This is a genomic window from uncultured Phascolarctobacterium sp. (genome assembly GCF_934190775.1).
Classification (GTDB): domain Bacteria; phylum Bacillota; class Negativicutes; order Acidaminococcales; family Acidaminococcaceae; genus Phascolarctobacterium_A.
Map to the genome: position 1 here is coordinate 27338 of NZ_CAKPTG010000022.1, position 16884 is coordinate 44221.

Consider the following 16884-nt stretch of genomic DNA (forward strand, 5'->3'; position numbering starts at 1 on the left):
GCTGTTTCCACTCAAACATGGAAACAGCTTTTTCTTCATCAGACCCTGTCTTTTAGCCGATTCTTAGATTTTTCTAAAATGGGAATATGTATTTTATTCGTAACATGCGTTGAATGCAGGTCTCATTTCTTCAATTTGTCTGCGGGTCAGAGCATATCTGGCGGCGGTTCTTTCCCAGTTATCTCTGACGATTTGCAAAATATCTTCCGCCACCGCCTCAGCATCCGATTTTGAAATGCCAAATTTCACAGCGGTCTGCACTGCAAGATCAATACTGATGCTGTTATCATCCTCATCCACATTGAGAGACAACTCTTCACCGTAAGGAACCGGGTTTACATCATACAAAGGTGAAAGGATCCAGCCCTTGTCTGTCAATATAAATGCATGGTTCCTCAGATGATCATCAGTATTGGTAACCGCCATATTAAACACGATACGTTTCCAAAGTTCGATTAAATCCTTCTTAGGCTGCGCACCATAGGACTTGATAAAAGCTGCTATATCCAGATAGCTACTTCCATCAGCAGCAGATGCGCCGTCTTTTTTCCCAAGCAACGTCATCGCCGAGGCGAAATGTACTCGCTTACTTCCTAGACGATCAAAACGCTTTATCAGGAAAGTGCTTCCAAGTGGTGAAAACTTCTCAAGCTTAGCCTCTGGGACATTCAGACCGCAGAGCGCTGCAAGATCATGTGCCACAATTTCCCAAGCTCCGGTATCATTTTCATCGTTCTTTGACGGGAACTTTGCAATCCAAAGCTGATCTTTTGTATCTACTACGGTTGCCTTCGGTCTGGCACCACCCAGAGAAGAACCTGGCTTGATCAGCTGATTCAGCCATTTTTCTGTTAAACCGGTCTCATCATTTTCAAAGTTTCTGGAGGCTTCCTCCAATGTGCGAAGCGTAGCCCAAGGTGGAGCGGCTGTTTCCTTATCATCAGAAAGAAATGGACCTTCCGGATTTACCTTAAAGCGAATGCCGCCCATTCGGGTTTCATCGTACACACCAAGCAGGTAATCGCTATCATAAAGCTTTGAAGGCTTACGGCCCTCCTTTTCCGCAAGAATTCTTTCACGCTTATTCATAAGCACGCGTCCCCAGCGGTCCGGAGAAGCATCTGCAAACAAACAAAAAATATTCTTACCGGTCGGATACTGTCTACCGGAATACGGCATAAGCTCTGGATCCAGAGTTAGAGTAAGACCCGTTTTTTTCAGCCAGCCTTTATCGTATTCAAACGAATAGGATTCTCCGCCTTTGATAACATTTACATATAAACTTCCCATAAGGACAGGCTGATCTGTACTAAAATCATCATAAACGAAGATTGTTTTCTGATTTATTGCCATTATTCAGACCTCCTTGGTGCACGTTTCTTTGTAATCAGATTTAGATCCTGCAGTTGTCTGCCCATCTCATCATCCCTAGCGACAAGAAGCAGGTCTTTATCAAGATTGTTTAAGGCATGCAGGACGGCTGCATATATACCCATAGCTACCGACGGATCTCCCTTTTCAACCTTCCAAAGAGAGGCGCGACTGATTCCGGCACGTTCAGCCACCAGTTCAGCAGATAAACTCCGTCTGAGTCTTGCAAGCTTAATTTGTTCTCCCATAGTCTGCAGGATTTCTTCTGTTCCCGGTAATATATTATACGCAGCTTTCTTCATTTCTAATCACCGCCCTCATTATGTTTATTATTATAAACATAAATGGTTATCTTGTCAACTTTAGAAAACATTATGTATTATGCGATGCTGTTCAAGGATACTGTTCTGGAAGCCACACAAAAAGCCCCCGGACATAAGTCCAGGGGTTCTTCTTTTGGTGATCCCGGCCAGAATCGAACTGGCGACCTACCGCTTAGGAGTTATCTTATTGGCTTACAGCCGTTAATGCACGTATATTTTGTATGTATTTTTTAATTATTTCATCAAGATAGTATTCAAATTGTTTATTCTCTCCACTTTTTCCATACGTTTTAAGCTGTTGTTGTATAGTAAATTGTATACTATCTCCTCATTTCACATCAACCGGCAATATCTTCTACCATCGCAGTCTTCTTGAAGCTATCAATAATATCGAAGATTTCATCGAGCTGCGGCCCTTCGAAAATATTGTATATTGTCTTGGGCTTGTCAAAAGGCGCTTTTTCTAATACCTCATCTGTTTTTACATATCCATTAGCACAAACGTAATCAATCAGTTTCTCTACAAACACTATTTGATTCTGGTTAAGCTTTTGGCTATTGATGATGCTTGTAAAAGCATCCCTAACTGACTCCTTATCCATACCAGCTATATTACGAACCAAAATACCAATAGGTGTATCCTTAAACTCTCTCTTATAATCTGCTTCATTTCCTAATTGCTTTAGAAAAACATTCTGCAGACCATGTAATTCCGCATCAGTAATTGGTTTATTATGCGTAAGCTTGAAAATAGCCAGGCTGTCTTTGTTTTCTTCAATATAACGGTTAACTTTTTTCTTATAGTTCTCAAAATCTTGTACTATAGGCAGTACGTCTCCTTCCTTCGTCTCCACAATAGGATCAGTAAGAACGGTTTTGATTATTTTAGTTTTCCTACCATCATACAGCAGCTGAATAAGGTCACGCAGTTCTTTCCTTGTATTCTCAAACAGCAAAATGTCATTAGCCTTCCAGTATTCATCGCTCTGGATTAACTTAATTTCAGGCAACTTATTCTTAACTTGAGGTATGCCAGACTTTCCCTCTAACATTTCCGCTGTCTTTGTTAGCTGATTTTTACAAGTATTAAAAGAGCTACGTTTCTCAATAAATGCTATCATCAAGCCATACATAAAGTTGTCAAAGCGTTTTGCGTACTCATCTTGTTCTTCGTTATATACTAATGGCGCAATCTCTTTGCAAAGCTCTCCAACAGCTTCACTGCTAAGGCACTGGAACGCCTCTTTGCTATTGTAGGCCTCTACATATCTACGCTTCAAGCGTACAACAACAGACTGCTTATTAAGCGCTAGTATCTGCCCAACAACGATATCAATAAGCTCATTTCTGAATGCCTGATACTTTTCTTCAGCAAAGACAGGCTCCTGCATGGCTTTTATCAACGTTATCTGTTTAATGAAGATGCTTTCAGTTAACGATATAATCTTGTTGCCCTCAACGCCATTCTTTTTAGCTCTGAAGAACTCAAAATTCTGCCCATAATCAAAGATAAAGAAATACTTTTTATCTTCATACTCCCCATTTCTGGAATCTACACAGTTCAAATTTTCACAAAGACGAGTACCACGACCAATCATCTGCCAGAATTTAGTTTTGCTGTGAACTTTTTTGAAAAATACAAGATTTACAAGCTCAGGAACATCTATACCTGTATCCATCATATCAACAGATACCGCAATAAAGGGATTTTTATCTGGCACTTTAAAATCATCAATAATGCTCTGTGCGTAATCATCCTCACATACTACAACAGAAGCAAAATGTCCAGCATATTGTGGATATAATTTGTCAAAACGCTCAACTATATATCTTGCATGTTCTTTTGTGGCAGCAAAAATAATACTCTTACCCAGCTTATCTCCACCGTTGATTTTAATACCTCGCTCCATAAGATCAGTAATACACCTGTCAACAGTGCCTCTGTTGAACACTATTTTATTTATCAACCCTTCGGCGATATATTCAGGCATATCATTAGTACCATCTTCGGTAAAATCATCTTCATAACGCTTTTTATCATCATCTGACAGCTGATCATAATCAATACCTTCGCTTACGAACTTTGATTTTACCTCATAGTTATAATATGGCACAAGATAGCCTTCTTCTACTGCTGTATCATATTCATAAGCAAATGTCGGTACGTTATCTTCCATTTGAAAGAACTCATAGGTATTTTTATCTACTTCGGTCTTTGGCGTGGCTGTCAATCCAACCAGGATTGCATCAAAATAGTCAAAAATAACCTTGTATTTTTTGAAAATACTGCGGTGCGCTTCATCAATAATTATCATATCAAAATGTGCCGGTGTATATAAAAGGCTACCATTCTTTGATTTTGTATCATCAATAGCACCCAGCATAGTCGGGTACGTAGAAAATACTATTCTGGAGTTAAAGTCCTGCTTATTCTCGCATAAATTACACAGCGGCATTTTAGGTAAACAATCTTTGAAGGCATCCCTGGCCTGTCTAACCAAAGCTCTACGGTCAGCCAGAAACAGTACGTTAGTAACCTGTCCAGCTTTAGACATAACATCCGTCAAGCTAGCAGCGGTTCTAGTTTTACCTGTACCAGTAGCCATTACAAGTAAATGTCTTCGACTTTTATTGCGTAATCCATCACATACGGCACGGATTGCCTCTATCTGATAATGTCGTCCACTAACATTTTCATCAATTTGGATTGTTCCTGGATCGACCGCTGACGAACGACGATTCATAAGCTTTTCCAGATCTTCTTTACTAAAGACAGAACTTACTAACCTCTCCGGCATTGATACATCGTCCCAAAAATATGTTTCAAAACCATTAGTATAGAAAATAAAAGGTCTGCGTTTAAACTTTCTTTCAATACAATCAGCATAAAGTTCAGCTTGCTTCTTGCCTTTTTTCGGATCTAAAGAAGTTCTTTTAGCTTCAACTACAGCTAAAGGTAAGCCATTATCACCAAAAAGCAGGTAATCTACAAAGCCTTTCTGCCCAAGAACATTAGTCATATCATTGACTTCGTATTCCTCGACAACGTTATAGCCAGCTTCTCCCTTAAAGGTCCAGCCCATCAGCTTAAGATCTAAATCAATATAACGCTTACGTGTTTCATACTCCGAAATCCCCTCAGAGCTGAAGCTACGTTGCTCTACATTAGTTGCTTTAGCTTTAGCAAGTGCATCAGCCATATCAGCAAGTTTCTGCTCCATAGCCTTAATCTGTGCGTCTTTAGCTACAACCAGGCTTTCTTGCTTTTTAATTTTTTCAATATCCAGCTCAACATGCTGACTAGGAACCTCTTGTTCGTTAAAAGTACGTTCCTCATATTTGTCTCCGTAACAGTAATCAATCCATTGAACAAACTCAAATAAGCCCTTCAAACTAAAAATTCCCTCTTGCGGACTTACATTTTTCCCTGTATGCACAGCTAAATTTCCAAGCTTAATAATATAAGGCAACTTCTTCCAGGTATCCTCGCCTAAAGCGTCTTTGAATGAAGGCTCATGAATCAAAGACTGCAGATTATCGCGATAAGGCATATCTATGGTCTTATCTACTGCATAAACCCACTTCACAGCCAATTCTAAAGCCTTCCGGCAGCCAATAGCACACATAGCAGGACTAGAAGTATAAACTTTTTCTGCTTCAATAGCTGCTGAAGCAAACATTTTGTAGTTTTTCTGTCCTTCTAAAAATGAGAAATTAGCCATATTGTCATCCCCTTATTAGTTAAAGTATTGCTTTATAAGTAAATTCTTAAGATTTTCTAGTTTATTGAAATTTAGCAGTAACAACAAATTTCGATTTGTCGACTTGTTCAGCAAAGTCAGCAAATTGGTTTTGGAGTTCGATTGGTGGCAACTTTATTTCATAATTCTGTAGAAAAGAAGCTGGTGTTCTCTTTTGCCCAGCACTACCAGTCATATTAGCTTCTGCTTCAAGCCTAAATTTTTTTGAAACAGACAAATTGTATAGCCATACAGGATTAGTGAACCCTTCAAGTGGTCTAATTACATGAAATTCTGTTGAGCCAAACCCAATGCCATTGTATAAATTAATAGCTACTGCTCCTTTCCCATTTTCCATACAAGGTGTAATCTTAGCAAAAAGAACATCTCCTTCTATAAAATAAGTAAATCCACTTTTCACTTCACGATATAGCTTTTTTTCAGATGTATCGATAGAACCATCTTCGCCTACAGAAGCCATTGGGACAAATGAAACTATTAAGTCTTCCTTTAATCTAGTATCCATACTCTTTTTAGGATTAATAACAGTGCATTCCCCTAATTTTTTCTTAGGAAAACTCTCATTAGCTTGCAAAAACAACTCGACAAACCGTGACTTAACTAGCTTATCCAAATTGATTAATTGTTCTTTTTCTTTTTTTATAAAATAATCTATCCTACCAAAAACATTTGCAATTTTAGCTTGTTCTTCTAAGGTTGGCAAAGGTAACTGTTCATTTTGATAATCGCGAAAATAAATGTGAGGTATTGTAGCACCACTAAAGTATTTTTCTAAATGCATTGAACAAATGGCGTAGTATAAGTATGATATATTTATATTATCATTTGGTAAAACATACTGCATCGTGCCTATAACGGAAGATTTAGCCGGCAATTTCATCGCTCTTCCTATACCAGCCCCATCTTTGACGATAGCAATGTAATCTTTGGCTTGTTGAAAAAAATCTACACTTTTTATATATCCACTAGCTCCATATATAGGATATATTCCATCACATTCAGCTAAATCTTTTTGGGCAATATTAGAAGAAGCTTTTTCACACACTTCTTTAAGCAAAACATACTTATGACTCATGCTACCTCCTCCAAATCCACTACAAACCGTGATTTGACAAACAGATCAAGTTTTTCCAATTGATCTTTGCGATATTGAATGATATTATCAAGTCTACTCATAATATCTATAATTCTTTTTTGTTCAACCATCTGAGGTATCTTAATCTCTAATTTTTTCAGAGCTGTGACAGTAAAGCTGGCTTGATTAACAGACTTTTTAGTTATATTGGGTATTTGTTTTAAAAACAAGTTGGAATCAAAGAAATACTTTGCATACAACGGTAGGATAACTTCCGAATTTGCCCTAAGCATAAGTAAATTCATACCATGAATTATTTTTTCATTACCTTTTTTTATATATAATGCCGTTTTCCCTAAATGTTTTTCACTATTAATATGTGACATTAATATATCCCCTGATTGTAAAACATAACTTTCATATTCCGTTATGTCAAAAACATTTGCATACCCTAGTCTATTCCTATCAATAACTCTATTAGAGATAGTTTCAATCCTAGTTATCGGGAAGCCATTAGCACCATCAATTTGCTTTATAGAAGCGCCATTTCTAATTATACTAAACACTTCTCCCAAAATTGCCATCACAACATTCCCTCCAGCTCCTTTAACCCATTAGCAATCTCAACTTCAATTCTTTTTAACTCTGCCATAATCTCACTTGTCGGCGGATATTCAACTGGTACATACTCAACCTTTTTATACTTGTTAATGGATAAGTCATAGTCATTGTCAATGATTTCCTGTTTCGCTACAAAGAAGCTCTTCTCGGTACGCTCTCGCTCTTTTTCTGCTTCTAAATTATGGAAGCGAGTAATAATATCAGGAATGTCATTCTCCTTCACCTCATTACGCTTATCATCTAAGCTATAACCATCAGCTTCCATATCATAGAACCATACTTTTTCAGTGCCACCAGTACCAGTCTTCATAAATACAAGAATAGCTGTAGAAACACCTGCATATGGCTTAAATACGCCTGATGGCATGGAAATAACAGCCTGCAAAACGTGGTTTTCTATCAGTTCCTTACGCATTGCTTTATGAGCTTTAGAGCTACCAAACAATACGCCATCAGGAACAATGCAGGCACAGCGGCCACCCTTTTTCAACATACGCAGAAAAAGCGCTAAAAAAAGCAATTCCGTTTTCTTTGTATTTGTAACAGCCTTTAAGCTAGTGCTGATAGTCTCTGCGTCTACAGTACCCTTAAACGGAGGATTTGCCAGGCAAATAGTATATTCGCTATCAATATCGTTCTACACTGTTCTTATAATCAAGCTCAGGATGGGTAATGCCATGCAGCATTAAGTTCATAGCACTTATGCGCAGCATACTATTATCCGTATCAAAGCCTGAAAATGTCGTACTATTAAAGCGTTCCCATTGGTCGTCAGTCATTCGTTCGCCATACTTAGCACGAATATGTTCAGCAGACGAAATCAAAAAGCCGGCCGTGCCGCAAGCAGGATCACAAATAGTATCATCAGGATTCGGATCAATAAGAGCGACCATCATATCACGAATATGCTTTGGCGTACGAAATTGACCATTCGTACCCGAAGAAGCAGCTTTACTCAACATGTACTCATAAAGATCGCCTTGCATATCCAATTCACCAATATCATGTTGGTAAAGATCCTCTAATCCAGTAATAACCTTTACTAAAACCTCTGGTGTCGGCAATTCAAACAACGCATCTTTCATAAATTTGGAAAATGCACTTTGAATGCTCTGGCCTTTATTAGGATCATCAGGAATGGGTATAATTTTACCAATTTCATTGACATCCGGCAACTGGCCATACTTCATTTCTCTAATAGCCGGAAAAACCTTTATTCTTATAGTATTAAAGATAACTTCTGGATCGGCGGTTTTAAAATTACTCCAACGCATTCCTTGTCCAGAAGCAGTTTGAGGAAAAATCATTTCAACCTTGGCATTAGGATTTCGTCTTCTCAATGAATTGGCTCGCTTTTCGTTGTCGATTTCCTTCTCATCCAGCTTACGAATAAACATCAGATATGTAATCTGCTCTATAACCTTAAACGGCATAGTGAGACCACCAGCCCAAATATCTTCCCAAATTTTATCAATCTTATTTTTAATCACACCTGTAATCATACAAATATCCTCCCTATACGGCTAAAATCTTCTCCACCTTATAAAAAATATACCTTTTTACTATGCCAAAATCTGTCTATCTAGATTTGCCTTCTCGAAATTTTTCACCATTTTATAAAAAGTAGTTTTAGCCAAACCTTCAAGCTTCATAAATTCAACAGCTGTTATCTTACCAGACTTCCAACGTTTATAGTTAGTAGGAAATGTATTGCTAAGCTTGGCCCTTGGTCTTCCGTAAGGTCTGTTTTCAGCAAGGCATAAGTTAATGCCTTCACGTTGACGCTCCTTTATACTATCTCTTTCAAGTTCATATAAGGCTGCAAACATAGTCAAAGCAAATTTTCCTTGTGGTGTTGACGTATTGAAATTTTCTTTTATACTAACAACGCTAACTTTTTTAGCACTCAAAGCTTTCATCATATTCAAAAAGTCACTAGTGCTACGAGCCAAACGACTTATGCTCTCGATGTATAAAACATCACCTTCGCGCAAATATGCCATCATTTCCTTTAGCTGCGGTCTATCGGTAATATTTTTACCGCTAACTTTCTCTTCAAAAATCTTGTCCAGATTTATATGCGCATTATCAAAACATTGGTGTTGTCGTCCAGTATTTTGATCTTGAGCACTGACTCTGATATAAGCGATATTAGCCAAACTAACTCCTCCGTTCCTAAAAGTTTTTAAAAAAAGTTGAACGTTCTCATAAGCTAATACTAACATTTCCGAACGTGTTTGTCCATGATTTTTATAAGTTCCGTAATGTGTACATTTTCGAACGTACCCCAATATAAACTCTTGATACCCTATCATTGCATTACCTATTTACACATACCTTTTTTATGTATTATCCCTTCCTTGCGCATGCAACATTTTATGACACTCACTATGCAATAATACTAGTCTCTTTAAACATTCCGCGGCTTCGTTCGGAAACCTAAAAAAGCACCACTCACAATTTGGTACTGTTTCGCTACACCGATTGCCGTTATGCGGGATATTAACTTTAATTTTTTCATTTGGTATGCAACAACACCTCAAATAATTAATGTGATGTACACATACACCTTGAATATAATAAGGCAGTTGCTTGCCACAATAAGGACATATCCCATATTGTCGATAATATAATCGTTCCCTAATAAATCTATTTCTAGTACATCTATTAAAATTCATAAACGCTTCTTCTCTCTTTTGTAGCTCATAACTCTTCCTTGCTTCGCTAAATCCAACCTCTGGAATTGTCGGTGTTGTTAAATTTAATCCATAATAGTCCATCTTCAGACATCTCCTTTTGTTTTAAGATGCCTATATCATCAGCGTGGCTGACACAGTAAGTCATAGAGCAGAGTTCAGCGAAGCGCAGCGTAGCTGAAAAGCTCTTGACTTACTGTGCCAGCTGCGCTACTTAATTGCTATATTACTCATTATAATGCTATAATTATCTTGCAAAGCTATAATCACAGCAAGGAGACTGTGCCATGAATAACATAGACATGCTCATTTCTGATCTTATACCACAATTACTTCAAACCTTTACTGCTCCAAATGTCAAAGAAATATTATTATATGGCTCTGTCGCACGAGGGACAGCAACATCAGATTCAGATATAGATATAGCGGTAATTCTTGACGATTATACTGATAAAATGCACGACGAGATGATTGACTTTGTTGTAGATTTAGAATTAAGATATAATAGAGTTATATCTGTGCTCCTGATATACAACAAACAATTTAATGCCTGGGGTAATATTTCACCGTTTTTCATAAACATCAAAAAAGACGGGAAGGTATTATGGAAATCTACATTCTGATAATCCTATATGGAATTTTAGGTTTAAAAGTCTTAACGGAGGTATTACTGTGAATTTATCATCTTTGCAATCTGCATATGCGATTGTTTTAAATCTCGACAAAACAAATTTATCTCTACCATATGATGAAGCTTTAAGTAAGATATGTGATGTAATGGACTCATTTCAATTTAAGCCTTTAACAAACAATATTTATGTATGCACATCGTCAAAAAATCAATTGGCCTTGCTTTACATGCTTGTCCAGGAGTTATCTAAGATTACCTGGCTCAAACCTTCTTTAGTAACTCTCAAAGCATTTAAAATGGATAATATCTCTGATTTTACTGACATAATTAAAGGCAAATAGGATACTTTAATGTACCCAAAATACTCTTGCTCTTAATATCTTCTGATGATATAATTTACTTAGTTGCACGGGTAGCTTCGCGTTAGCGTTGAGGTCGTGCCTGGCTGTGTGAGCCAGTGGCATCTGTCGAGCTTGACAGGTGCTTTTTTATTTATTACGAAAGAGGTGATTAGTGTGCCGATATTATATTCCTATACTCCTGAAGAAGTTGAAAAATTTAAGGCTAAATTAAAACAAGCTGAAGAAAGAGCTGCGTTTTTCGAACAAGCCTACAAACAAGAGCAAGCGAAAAACGCTAAGCTGCAGCAACAGCAAAAAGCAAATTAACATGCTCATTATTTAGGCTGTAAATCTCTCACATCGCCTTGCATTTTGCTCAGTACAAGGCGCTTTAAATTAAGCTCGTAATTGCTCGCTAACTCATAATAGCCTGCTTTTACGAGCTTTTCTTTTGGCATTGACCTATTTAGAGTGCCGTGTTTCCCACTTCCGAGCGCGTGGTGGATTTGCAATACTTATTTATAGCCGATGCTGAGTGAAGATAGAAAAGGCTGGGCAAGCCCCAGCCTTTGAACACTATGTTAGATTTCTGCTTTTTTATCATATATTCTTGTATCGCCATAAGGCATGATGTGTACTTTATATTACTAATCAGTTTCTTTGGTGATATCGAATACCGCAGCAGCATTCTCTTTACCCTGGAGCAATTGTGTTAATAATTGTTCATTCCTATAAGATTGCTCCAAATCAGTGAAGTAACTTCCTCGCTTATATTTATAGATATCGTTGATTTCAGTTCCGCGCACTAAGTTGAAAATGCAGGATTCATACATTGATTTTTGATTAGAGAAATAGGTGATTTCCTCTTCGGAACGAGCACGCTCTAATCTTTCCGGACGCAGAATAGAAGGCAAGGAATCATAAAGCTCATTAAGCATCATGCAATGAAAAAGAAAGCATATATTGGCACGTACAGGTAATGAATATGTCTTTTTGCGTGTTTGGTAATCAAGATATGCATTAGGCAGCCAGATTTCAACGTTTTCTGTATCATGTATTTCCATATAATCCAGCGGATCATACCGTCTGTAAATATCTAATAAAGCATCCTCTATATCCATTATTTGCGGTTCGCAGTATGGATTGGATGTATAGCCGAATAACCAATCCAGAGAGACTGCAAATACTTTACTTAATTGCATCATGCTGTCCATAGCCAGCATTTTTTTATGATTGCCATTTTCTAACTCGGATAAGGTTGAGCGACTGCGTAGGCAGAGAATATCTGCCATATCAGCTAAGGTAAGATGATGTGCTTGGCGGATATTCTTAAAATTGTAACGAAAATTATCGTAAGCACGCTCTTCAAAACTTTCTCGATGGACGTGAAATTCGTTTGCTTCGTAAAAATGCATAAAAAGGCCTCCAAAAAACTTGACAAAAACAAGTATACGAGTATAATAATAACCAAGAAGTTCTTTTGAAACGAACACAATATAATGAACAAAACCAAGAGAACCGATAGAAAAAGACTTTTTCTAATTATATCAAAATACAAAAGCAGATACAATAAGAAAAAAATATCCAAAAAACCAAAGTGATTTATAAAATTAAAGGGATGATGTCTTGTATGAACGAAAATAAACAGAGCGGTGGAAGGAAAACAAAACCACGATTTTTAACAGTAAAGCAATTTTGTGAGTATCTTGGTGATAATGTTGTTACGCCTTATACCATATATGATTTGATTAAGAAAAAAGAGATACCGGCAATTACTATAGGAAATAAGATTTTAATTCCGATGGTTTGGGTTGAAGAGTATTTTAACGTAGAAAATCTTCTGCGTAAATAAAAGAAAGGTTGTGTTTTTTATGAAGTGTTATGTTCATCATGAAGAAGAAGCTGTAGCTACTTGTGCAAAATGTGGTGTAGCCATGTGCCAAGCCTGTGAGGAAAAGGCGTTGTTTAGAACGGCCAATGGTACCGGACAAGCTATGTGTCCACGATGCAGCTTGAATGAAGCGCAGAGCATAGTTGATTATGAGTCTAAATGGCTGAAAAAGCGTGCTATTAAGCTTGGTTTTTGTGCACTGTTTATTGTATGGGGTTTAATTGAATATTTTACTAAAGCCGATGGTATTTATGATATGTTTGCATATTTTCTGATTGCAGCTATTATTATAAATCTTGGCGGTAATAAAAAACCACAGTCCATTGGTTCTCAAGTTTACAATGCAACAGCTATGGCTAAAAGTCCTGTAGCATATTTTGTTGGTTGGGTTATTGGTTATACGATTTTTGCACCTATTGCGCTTATCATGAATATCATTGGTTATATCAGAACCAGAACACAATATAAAAAGGACTTGGAGATTTTAAGCCAGGTACAAGAGGCGGTTGCTGAGATGTATTGATATTTTTAGCTTGTTAGAGCCAACAGCATACAACGGGTTAGTTTGCCATTAGAATTAATCACTATAAAACGAAGAAAGCTTATTATAGAAAGAGCAGGGATTTGAGAAAATACTCCAAGTCCTGCTCTTTTTTAGTTTGTGAGGATGCGTTTGTTTCAGCCTCACACCAAACCGCAAACGGAGCTAAGCGTGTGCAGAAATGTCGTAGCAGCAGGCTTCCTGAAAAGATTTGGTGCAAGGAGCACGGAATCAAGCTGTCTTCATTCTATACATGGCAGAAAAAGGTGTTCTGCTCCGTTTCTACAGAAGTACAAGCAAGTACATCTGTTGCTGCTCCTGTATTTGCTGAGATTTCTCAAGCCTTACCTGTAAAAACTACTCATGCTAATGTTGCTGCAACTTGTTCTTGCAATTTACGAGAATGAAATAATTTGAATGTGAAAAAAGACCGCCGACGGCGGTCTTTTTTCATATGGGGACGTTTTAACGGGTAGCTGTTTGACGCTTACGAACAATCTTATCATAGAAAAGTTTTCCTGCTGCAAACTCGAGCTTTGTTATAATCTTTGTAGGTTGATCATCAATATATCTTTTAAGAAGGTCGTTATTCATGCTATTCCCCTCCGAATATTATCTAAATGCTTAATATTTGAGCAAAGCCTTTATTGAATCCATAATTTGCTCGTAAGTAATATCCTTTGCATAGGAAAACTGCTTGCGGTATTTATCCCACATCGTTTTGAGTTCCAGACTTTCTTCAATGTTATGAAGAATACCTGGAACATCTGCGATCTGATCTGTAGTACCGCGGTGATTTGCCGTTGCTTTCAATGCATCCTCAAAGACCGTAATATCAAATTTCTGCGTTGTAGTCAGTATGTAGGCATCGTAAAAATCTCTTGGACGGGTGTTGAATATGCCGCGCCGCAAAATAGTTTCCACCTTTTCCGCCATAACTGTTTCAATGTTGTATGCCCACAGCTCATATGATTTCTCGTCATCAAAAATCTCGGAGAAGTTGTACTGCACCGCATGAGGCGTAATTACGTCTCCGGTGGATACATCAATGCTAAGCGGTGTTAGCATAATATCGAACCTGGCATTTAGCATGACACGATATCCGCCGTAAATGTCATCTTTACGGATGGGAGAGATTGTGCCAATTTCATACACAACGCCGTCGTCGAATGTGATGCTGCAGATGTCTTCCAACGCACTGCGAATTGCTTCCGGTGTTAGTGGAAGGTTTTTGATCGTGGTATCCATATCCATCGTTGCGCGGTTGTCGAGACCAACAATCGCTGCTACCAACATTCCACCCTTTAATACAAACTTCTCTTTGTATTCAGAAGCAGACAAACGGACAAGCAAACGCTCAAACATATAGTTCTGCAAAATGACCTGTGCAGGAATATTTTTCTGCTTGGCAATATTGCGAATTTTTGCTTTCAGACTCATTGCTTTACTCACAGAAGCACCTCCAAATACTGACGCAGGATATTAGACACTCGCATCTTTTTTGCGTAAGAGTTTAGTTTATTCAAATCTTTCTTTGGGTTAGCTGCATACAGTTTTAATGCCGCAAGGAAAGTTTCTGTTCCCAACTTGTTGCGACTGCGGATTATATCGCAGACCGTGCGTTCAAGATCGTATGCGGTAACATCATTTCCTGCAGATGTCTTCATCGTTGTTTTGCCAAGCTCAAATAATTCGGGTTTGATGTAATATACCTTGCATTCAGATTTGATTGCCGCAGACGGAATACAACCGGACGGTGCAGTAACCGTATGCTCGAATGGGGTTCTGTCGGAAATCCCATGAAGGTAAAGGGCTGTTTCATGAGAAAATATTACTCTTTTAGAACGATTACTGATTGCCAACAACTCATCCTGCATATCATCGGGAAGAATGTACTGACCTTTTACAATGCGATGTATTTTATTTTCTTTACACAACTTATAAAGCATCGCTTTGGAGATGCCATGTTGTGTTGCTATTTTCGTTTTGATAATTCCGCCATGCGATTTTGCAATAGCGGTAAGTTCAGTCATGTAATCCATACACTCACCTCAATTGTACCAACTCAATAATATTATATTTATAATTACGATGTAAGTCAACAGGGTGGAGCAATCATTTGAAAAATATTTAATAAGGACACACCTCTGAGCAAAAAAAGAGTCGGCATTTTCATACCAACTCTGCTAATTTGATTTCGACAATATCACTTATATGAATGAATGTAAAGATTATTTTTATCATTAATAATATCTATAATGTTTACTATAATCATATCTGGTTTTTTATTGTTCTGGCTTATTACTATAATCTAAAGGTTCTTTTCTTCATGTACTTTACCAAAGCCGTTCTTGATTTGCTCCATACTTCTATCAAGCTTAGCAAGGTATTCGGCATTGCGGGCACTTTTCATAAGCTGATTATAATTATCAAGGCTCATAATAACGATACTCTTTGCTTTTTTACGAGTAACAATAATAGTTTGATTATTATCACTTGCTTCATCACAATAATCTTTTAAATTGTTTCTGAAAGTAGAGTAGTTTATAGCTAACATAATTATAGGCCCCCTTTACTTTGTGTGAGTCAAAATCAGTGAATTTATATATATCAGCATCACTATATTTAGCAGACTTACCAATGCCCACAATATCTATACTTTACATAGTGTAGCTCTTCCAATAGTAGCTTGTTTAACAACGGAGTGCATGCAAGTATCGTAAGGCCTTCATTGTACCATGGCAAGGTTTTTCTATAATCAGCCAAAATCTCTTCAGCCTCTGAATAGGTAAACCGTCTCACAATATCCTCTTTTTCAATTCTTATCAACAAATGCAAGAGGACATTATTGACTAAAGTTTTATTGAATACAACATTCATACGAGCAAGTATAAGTATCACAGCAAAATCTAAAAACAACAGCTTATACAACAAATTAATATCAGTATAAATCTGCATTTTTACCGGAAGTATGAATAAAGCTATGCTTATCAGAAATAAAACAATATCGTATGATTTTTCTAGCGTTCTTCTTTTCCTCAAAATGCCATAGCCAAATCTATTGATACAAATATACGATGAAAATGTCATTTTTAGCTCAAAATAGCGAATGGACAATAAACATCCCATTAATCCTTCAGCAAATAAAAGTGTCATTAATACCTGTTCTACCATCTCATCCCCTCCTTGCCTTTATTATAGCAGAGCATGATACATCAGTCCATTGTATACATATTATATAGCAACATAAACACCATAACTTTGATTATGAACATGATAATAATTAGTGTTATAACGTTAATTATTAACATAACTATAGTTAGTATTACAACTTGAATTATTAATATATCTGTAGTTAGAATACTAACATAGATAACTTTAATAATACGCTTGCTAAAGCTAAAATTCCCATCCATTATTTTTCTTGTTTTTATTACTTAAATCCACGGTCATTTTGTTTTGTTTTACATTTTCTCTGCCTGCATTGATGATATTACGCAACAGACTATTTATATCATTCCTTGCGTCAAATATAGCTGATGCTCCATTGCCAAGTTCTGGAGCCCGATATTTAGATTTCATTCTGTAATGCAGGTGTGGGTTTATTTTTCTGCCAACTTCGATGATCTCCTT

At 37.2% G+C, this 16884-nt stretch carries 18 protein-coding genes and 1 pseudogene; 5 read left to right on the top strand and 14 right to left on the bottom strand.

What is annotated here, in order from left to right; translation table 11 throughout:
• Nucleotides 1–93: 93 nt before the first annotated feature.
• From Q0G26_RS10400 to Q0G26_RS10435, 7 genes and pseudogenes are all read right to left on the bottom strand, one after another.
• Complete coding sequence (locus tag Q0G26_RS10400; protein ID WP_293830431.1) at nucleotides 94–1353, bottom strand: type II toxin-antitoxin system HipA family toxin; 1260 nt, start codon at nucleotides 1351–1353, stop codon at nucleotides 94–96.
• On the bottom strand, nucleotides 1353–1673 hold the full coding sequence (locus tag Q0G26_RS10405; RefSeq protein WP_021720337.1) for a helix-turn-helix domain-containing protein: 321 nt from the start codon (nucleotides 1671–1673) through the stop codon (nucleotides 1353–1355). The genes Q0G26_RS10400 and Q0G26_RS10405 overlap by 1 nt, the downstream gene beginning before the upstream one ends.
• A 359-nt stretch (nucleotides 1674–2032) precedes the next feature.
• A complete protein-coding gene (locus tag Q0G26_RS10410) occupies nucleotides 2033–5416 on the bottom strand; it encodes a DEAD/DEAH box helicase family protein (protein WP_293830433.1) in 3384 nt (1127 codons plus the stop codon).
• A gap of 61 nt (nucleotides 5417–5477) precedes the next feature.
• Entirely contained in the window at nucleotides 5478–6530 is a 1053-nt protein-coding gene (locus Q0G26_RS10415) for a restriction endonuclease subunit S (protein ID WP_293830435.1), read from the bottom strand.
• Nucleotides 6527–7114, bottom strand: a complete 588-nt coding sequence (locus tag Q0G26_RS10420) for a restriction endonuclease subunit S (RefSeq protein WP_293830465.1) — start codon at nucleotides 7112–7114, stop codon at nucleotides 6527–6529. Before Q0G26_RS10420 ends, Q0G26_RS10415 begins: the two co-directional genes overlap by 4 nt.
• A pseudogene (locus Q0G26_RS11490) lies at nucleotides 7114–8653 on the bottom strand (class I SAM-dependent DNA methyltransferase). The gene Q0G26_RS10420 and the pseudogene Q0G26_RS11490 overlap by 1 nt, the downstream one beginning before the upstream one ends.
• A 60-nt stretch (nucleotides 8654–8713) precedes the next feature.
• Entirely contained in the window at nucleotides 8714–9310 is a 597-nt protein-coding gene (locus tag Q0G26_RS10435; protein WP_293830440.1) for a recombinase family protein, read from the bottom strand.
• Nucleotides 9311–10134: 824 nt separating this feature from the next.
• Between Q0G26_RS10435 and Q0G26_RS10440 the strand changes: the two genes are divergently transcribed.
• The 3 genes from Q0G26_RS10440 to Q0G26_RS10450 all read left to right on the top strand — a co-directional run bounded on the left by Q0G26_RS10440 (nucleotide 10135) and on the right by Q0G26_RS10450 (nucleotide 11146).
• Nucleotides 10135–10470, top strand: a complete 336-nt coding sequence (locus Q0G26_RS10440) for a nucleotidyltransferase domain-containing protein (protein ID WP_293830442.1) — start codon at nucleotides 10135–10137, stop codon at nucleotides 10468–10470.
• Nucleotides 10471–10519: 49 nt separating this feature from the next.
• Nucleotides 10520–10819 carry a hypothetical protein gene (locus tag Q0G26_RS10445; RefSeq protein WP_293830444.1) on the top strand — a complete coding sequence of 100 codons (300 nt, stop codon included), beginning with the start codon at nucleotides 10520–10522 and terminating at the stop codon, nucleotides 10817–10819.
• A gap of 174 nt (nucleotides 10820–10993) precedes the next feature.
• The gene (locus tag Q0G26_RS10450) at nucleotides 10994–11146 is read left to right on the top strand and encodes a hypothetical protein (RefSeq protein WP_293830445.1); all 153 of its coding nucleotides are present in this window, start codon (nucleotides 10994–10996) and stop codon (nucleotides 11144–11146) included.
• A 320-nt stretch (nucleotides 11147–11466) separates the two neighbouring features.
• Here Q0G26_RS10450 and Q0G26_RS10455 read toward each other — a convergent pair whose 3' ends face one another.
• Entirely contained in the window at nucleotides 11467–12234 is a 768-nt protein-coding gene (locus Q0G26_RS10455; protein ID WP_293830447.1) for a helix-turn-helix transcriptional regulator, read from the bottom strand.
• Between the two features lie 215 nt (nucleotides 12235–12449).
• On the opposite strand from Q0G26_RS10455, the gene Q0G26_RS10460 reads away from it, so the two are divergent.
• Together Q0G26_RS10460 and Q0G26_RS10465 are read left to right on the top strand one after the other, a co-directional pair.
• A complete protein-coding gene (locus tag Q0G26_RS10460) occupies nucleotides 12450–12671 on the top strand; it encodes a helix-turn-helix domain-containing protein (RefSeq protein WP_293830449.1) in 222 nt (73 codons plus the stop codon).
• A gap of 19 nt (nucleotides 12672–12690) precedes the next feature.
• Nucleotides 12691–13233 (top strand): B-box zinc finger protein, encoded by a 543-nt coding sequence (locus Q0G26_RS10465; RefSeq protein ID WP_293830451.1) that lies wholly within the window; start codon nucleotides 12691–12693, stop codon nucleotides 13231–13233.
• A gap of 483 nt (nucleotides 13234–13716) precedes the next feature.
• Here the strand turns inward: Q0G26_RS10465 and Q0G26_RS10470 are convergent, their stop codons facing one another.
• The 6 genes from Q0G26_RS10470 to Q0G26_RS10495 form a co-directional block, all read right to left on the bottom strand.
• A complete protein-coding gene (locus tag Q0G26_RS10470) occupies nucleotides 13717–13845 on the bottom strand; it encodes a hypothetical protein (RefSeq protein ID WP_293830453.1) in 129 nt (42 codons plus the stop codon).
• A 30-nt stretch (nucleotides 13846–13875) separates the two neighbouring features.
• Nucleotides 13876–14703: a nucleotidyl transferase AbiEii/AbiGii toxin family protein gene (locus tag Q0G26_RS10475; RefSeq protein WP_293830455.1), complete on the bottom strand. Its 828-nt coding sequence runs from the start codon at nucleotides 14701–14703 to the stop codon at nucleotides 13876–13878.
• Nucleotides 14700–15293: a type IV toxin-antitoxin system AbiEi family antitoxin domain-containing protein gene (locus tag Q0G26_RS10480; protein ID WP_293830457.1), complete on the bottom strand. Its 594-nt coding sequence runs from the start codon at nucleotides 15291–15293 to the stop codon at nucleotides 14700–14702. Before Q0G26_RS10480 ends, Q0G26_RS10475 begins: the two co-directional genes overlap by 4 nt.
• Nucleotides 15294–15562: 269 nt before the next feature.
• Nucleotides 15563–15808, bottom strand: a complete 246-nt coding sequence (locus Q0G26_RS10485; protein WP_293830459.1) for a type II toxin-antitoxin system Phd/YefM family antitoxin — start codon at nucleotides 15806–15808, stop codon at nucleotides 15563–15565.
• A gap of 77 nt (nucleotides 15809–15885) precedes the next feature.
• Nucleotides 15886–16425: a hypothetical protein gene (locus tag Q0G26_RS10490; RefSeq protein ID WP_293830461.1), complete on the bottom strand. Its 540-nt coding sequence runs from the start codon at nucleotides 16423–16425 to the stop codon at nucleotides 15886–15888.
• Between the two features lie 225 nt (nucleotides 16426–16650).
• Nucleotides 16651–16884, bottom strand: a 234-nt coding sequence (locus tag Q0G26_RS10495; RefSeq protein ID WP_293830462.1) for a hypothetical protein, incomplete at its 5' end; no start/stop codon positions are given.

Coding starts and splice junctions, on each gene's coding strand:
- Q0G26_RS10400 (WP_293830431.1), bottom strand. CDS start 1,353: ATGGCAATAAATCAGAAAACAATCTTCGTTTATGATGATTTTAGTACA.
- Q0G26_RS10405 (WP_021720337.1), bottom strand. CDS start 1,673: ATGAAGAAAGCTGCGTATAATATATTACCGGGAACAGAAGAAATCCTG.
- Q0G26_RS10410 (WP_293830433.1), bottom strand. CDS start 5,416: ATGGCTAATTTCTCATTTTTAGAAGGACAGAAAAACTACAAAATGTTT.
- Q0G26_RS10415 (WP_293830435.1), bottom strand. CDS start 6,530: ATGAGTCATAAGTATGTTTTGCTTAAAGAAGTGTGTGAAAAAGCTTCT.
- Q0G26_RS10420 (WP_293830465.1), bottom strand. CDS start 7,114: ATGGCAATTTTGGGAGAAGTGTTTAGTATAATTAGAAATGGCGCTTCT.
- Q0G26_RS10440 (WP_293830442.1), top strand. CDS start 10,135: ATGAATAACATAGACATGCTCATTTCTGATCTTATACCACAATTACTT.
- Q0G26_RS10455 (WP_293830447.1), bottom strand. CDS start 12,234: ATGCATTTTTACGAAGCAAACGAATTTCACGTCCATCGAGAAAGTTTT.
- Q0G26_RS10460 (WP_293830449.1), top strand. CDS start 12,450: ATGAACGAAAATAAACAGAGCGGTGGAAGGAAAACAAAACCACGATTT.
- Q0G26_RS10465 (WP_293830451.1), top strand. CDS start 12,691: ATGAAGTGTTATGTTCATCATGAAGAAGAAGCTGTAGCTACTTGTGCA.
- Q0G26_RS10470 (WP_293830453.1), bottom strand. CDS start 13,845: ATGAATAACGACCTTCTTAAAAGATATATTGATGATCAACCTACAAAG.
- Q0G26_RS10480 (WP_293830457.1), bottom strand. CDS start 15,293: ATGGATTACATGACTGAACTTACCGCTATTGCAAAATCGCATGGCGGA.
- Q0G26_RS10485 (WP_293830459.1), bottom strand. CDS start 15,808: ATGTTAGCTATAAACTACTCTACTTTCAGAAACAATTTAAAAGATTAT.
- Q0G26_RS10490 (WP_293830461.1), bottom strand. CDS start 16,425: ATGGTAGAACAGGTATTAATGACACTTTTATTTGCTGAAGGATTAATG.